This is a genomic window from Desulfofundulus sp., from assembly GCF_049701015.1.
GTDB lineage: Bacteria > Bacillota > Desulfotomaculia > Desulfotomaculales > Desulfovirgulaceae > Desulfofundulus.
On sequence record NZ_JBNATZ010000287.1, the window covers coordinates 1 to 2,990 of the forward strand.

Below are 2,990 nucleotides of genomic sequence, written 5' to 3' on the forward strand. Positions count from 1 at the left end.
TTGAGGTTCTCCGGCCCGCCCGGGGCGCGGAAAACTTTGACTGGTCGTCCGGTAATGGCCTGTACGGCGTCGCTGCACCGGTTCAAATCAGCGATAAAAGCTTCCGGAGAGCGGTATATTTTTTTGTAATTATGGCTGAAGGTATGGTTGGCCAGCCCGTTGCCTTCGTCCACAATGCGGTGCACTACTTCGGGGTTTTTCACTACGTTGGTCCCCACCACCATAAACGTGGCCCGGGCACCTTCCTGTTTCAGGATGTCCAGGATGCGCGGGGTGAATATGTTATTGGGGCCGTCGTCAAAGGTCAGGTAAACCCGTTTGTTCGTAACGGCTTCAGCTCTGGGAATGGAAGACGGTGTAGCTGGTAAGGTTCCTGATTTGTTTGTATCGTCCGGAGCCACGCTGCAAGCGGGGAGGACAGCCAGCCATAACAAGAACATGACCGCCAGTATGCTAAATGGAAACAGGTCGCGTTTCGTCATGAACTCCGGTCGTTTCTCCTGTGCAGGAGAAACGACCTCCTCCTTTTTTGCGGCCTAACGGCCGTCCCTGGATTTCCAGTTATACTATACATTTTATCGATTACAGGTGCAAAGACTTTTTATTGGAAATTAATATGCGCTCTAAAAAACTGGAGCCAAACGCATTCAATGAAAAAGCAAATAAATAATTACAGGACTTTAGAGAAATAGTAGTCTGATATATAATTATTTTTATCTGCTGAAGAAATGAAAACTTGGGGGTGAAAATCCGTTTCGGCGGGTTTGGTTATGAGTGCACAGATTACCGTGGTTGGATTGGGGCCGGGCGATCCCGGTCACCTGCCCCTGTCTGTCTGGGAGGTATTGCGCGGGGCAAGGCGTTTATTTCTGCGTACTGAACAGCATCCGGTGGTTCCCTGGCTCAGAGAAAAGGGGATCTCCTTCGAAACCTTTGATTACCTCTACGAGACCGGGCGGGATTTTCAGGAAGTGTACCGCCGTATGGCTGAAATCCTGCTCAGTGAAGCAGCTGGGGGGTCACTGGTTTTCGCCGTACCCGGTCATCCCCTGATGGCGGAGGAAGCCGTGGGGATTGTTTTACAGGAGGGACCACGGCGGGGCCTGAAGGTGGACGTGCTTCCTGCCATGAGCTTTGTGGATGTTATTTGCAGTACCCTGGGCCTTGATCCGGGCCATGGTTTGCACCTGGTGGACGGTCTGCGCCTTGACCGGCAGGCACCGGTACCCGCAGTGGCCAACGTTATTTTCCAGGTTTACAGCCGTCTGGTGGCCTCGGACGTTAAATTAACCCTCATGGAATACTACCCTGCAGCCCACCCGGTGACGGTGGTCCGGGCAGCGGGAGTTCCCGGGCTCGAGCGGGTTGAGGAGGTCCCCCTCTATGAGCTGGACCGGCTGGACTGGTTCGATCATTTGACCAGCCTGTACCTCCCCCCATGTCCGGGAGCGGCCGGGAAGTGCCATTACCCGCTGGATTCCCTGGTTGAGGTAATGGCCACCTTGAGGGGCGAGAAGGGGTGTCCCTGGGATCGTGAACAGACCCACCGCAGCCTGCGCCCCTTCCTGCTGGAAGAGGCCTACGAGGTCCTGGAGGCTATTGACCAGGAAGACATGTATAAACTTTGTGAGGAATTGGGAGACTTATTGTTACAAATAGTATTTCACAGCCAGCTGGCCAGGGAACAGGGTTCTTTCGATATAAACGATGTGGTTGAGGGAATTACTGCTAAAATGTTGCGCCGGCACCCCCATGTCTTTGGAGATGTTTCAGTACGGAATAGTGCGGAAGTCCTTGTCAACTGGGACCGGATCAAAGCACAGGAGAAAGGTGAAAAGAGGCCGGCTTCTCTTTTAAAGGAAGTTCCGCGTTCTTTGCCGGCGCTGCTCCAGGCCAGCTCCGTCCAGACCCAGGCGGCCAGGGTTGGTTTTGACTGGCCCGATTACCAGGGTGCTCTGGACAAGGTTTTCGAGGAGTTGCAGGAAGTCAAGCAGGCCCTGTCTGAGAGCCGGCAGGCGGAGCTGGAAAGGGAACTGGGAGATCTGCTTTTTGCTGTGGTTAACCTTTCCAGGCTGCTTGGTGTGGAAGCCGAGGTTGCCCTGTACGGTGCTGTCAGTCGTTTTCGCCGTCGTTTCCAGTATATAGAAGAACAGGCGCGTAAATGCGGGCGGGACCCGGCCAGCTTTACCCTGGACCAGCTCGATGCCTGGTGGGAAGAGGCAAAGAAGGTGGAACGGGCAGAAAAAAAGCGGAATAATTTTCATGCTGGGAGGAAACCCAGGAGATTTAGCGAATAATAAGTCAGACTATGTCTAAACCTTCTGAGGGGGGTATTTATGAACAAAGCAGAGCTGATTTCCCAGGTGGCAGAGAAAACAGAGCTGACCAAAAAGGATGCCGAAAAAGCGGTAAGTGCCGTACTGGCTGCCATTGAGGAAGCTCTTGCCCGGGGGGATAAGGTTCAGCTGGTCGGCTTTGGTACCTTTGAAATTCGCGAACGGGCCGCCCGCAAGGGCCGCAATCCACAAACAGGGGAAGAGATCGAGATTGCAGCTGCCCGCGTACCTGTATTCAAAGCCGGCAAAGCCTTGCGGGATGCCGTTTCAGCTGCTACATAACGGGAAATGGATGGAAAGCCGTGTGTAAAGCAATGTACGGAGAGGCCTGAAAACCGGGCCTCTACTTATTTTCCAGGTAAAATACGACGGATGGAAGAGGTAATGAATGGACAGGCCATATTTTATTCCTTTTTGAGTAAAAATCGCAATCGACTTCCACTGTACATTTGTGGTAACATTAGCAGTAAATACCAGAGAGAGGTGGTTATGATGGTTATGGTCAGGCATATCAAGATACATGGTAAAGTGTTAGGGGAATCTATGGCCGGAAAGTGTGTGCGTTTTGGGGGAGAGGCCCGGTACACGGGCGTCGGGATGTTAGGCCGGGGCCCGGACGGGGTTGGGCCATGGCGACTTGACATGGGGGTGAGG

3 protein-coding genes are annotated in these 2,990 nt (G+C 53.3%); 2 read left to right on the plus strand and 1 reads right to left on the minus strand.

Annotated features, from left to right (window positions below; translation table 11 throughout):
* On the minus strand, window positions 1-482 hold a 482-nt coding region (locus ACPLUI_RS13315), incomplete at its 3' end, for a polysaccharide deacetylase family protein (protein WP_424660736.1).
* A gap of 288 nt (window positions 483-770) precedes the next feature.
* On the opposite strand from ACPLUI_RS13315, the gene mazG reads away from it, so the two are divergent.
* The gene (gene mazG / locus ACPLUI_RS13320) at window positions 771-2,297 is read left to right on the plus strand and encodes a nucleoside triphosphate pyrophosphohydrolase (protein ID WP_424660737.1); all 1,527 of its coding nucleotides are present in this window, start codon (window positions 771-773) and stop codon (window positions 2,295-2,297) included.
* 39 nt (window positions 2,298-2,336) lie between these two features.
* A complete protein-coding gene (locus ACPLUI_RS13325; RefSeq protein ID WP_121452263.1) occupies window positions 2,337-2,618 on the plus strand; it encodes an HU family DNA-binding protein in 282 nt (93 codons plus the stop codon).
* Window positions 2,619-2,990 lie beyond the last annotated feature (372 nt).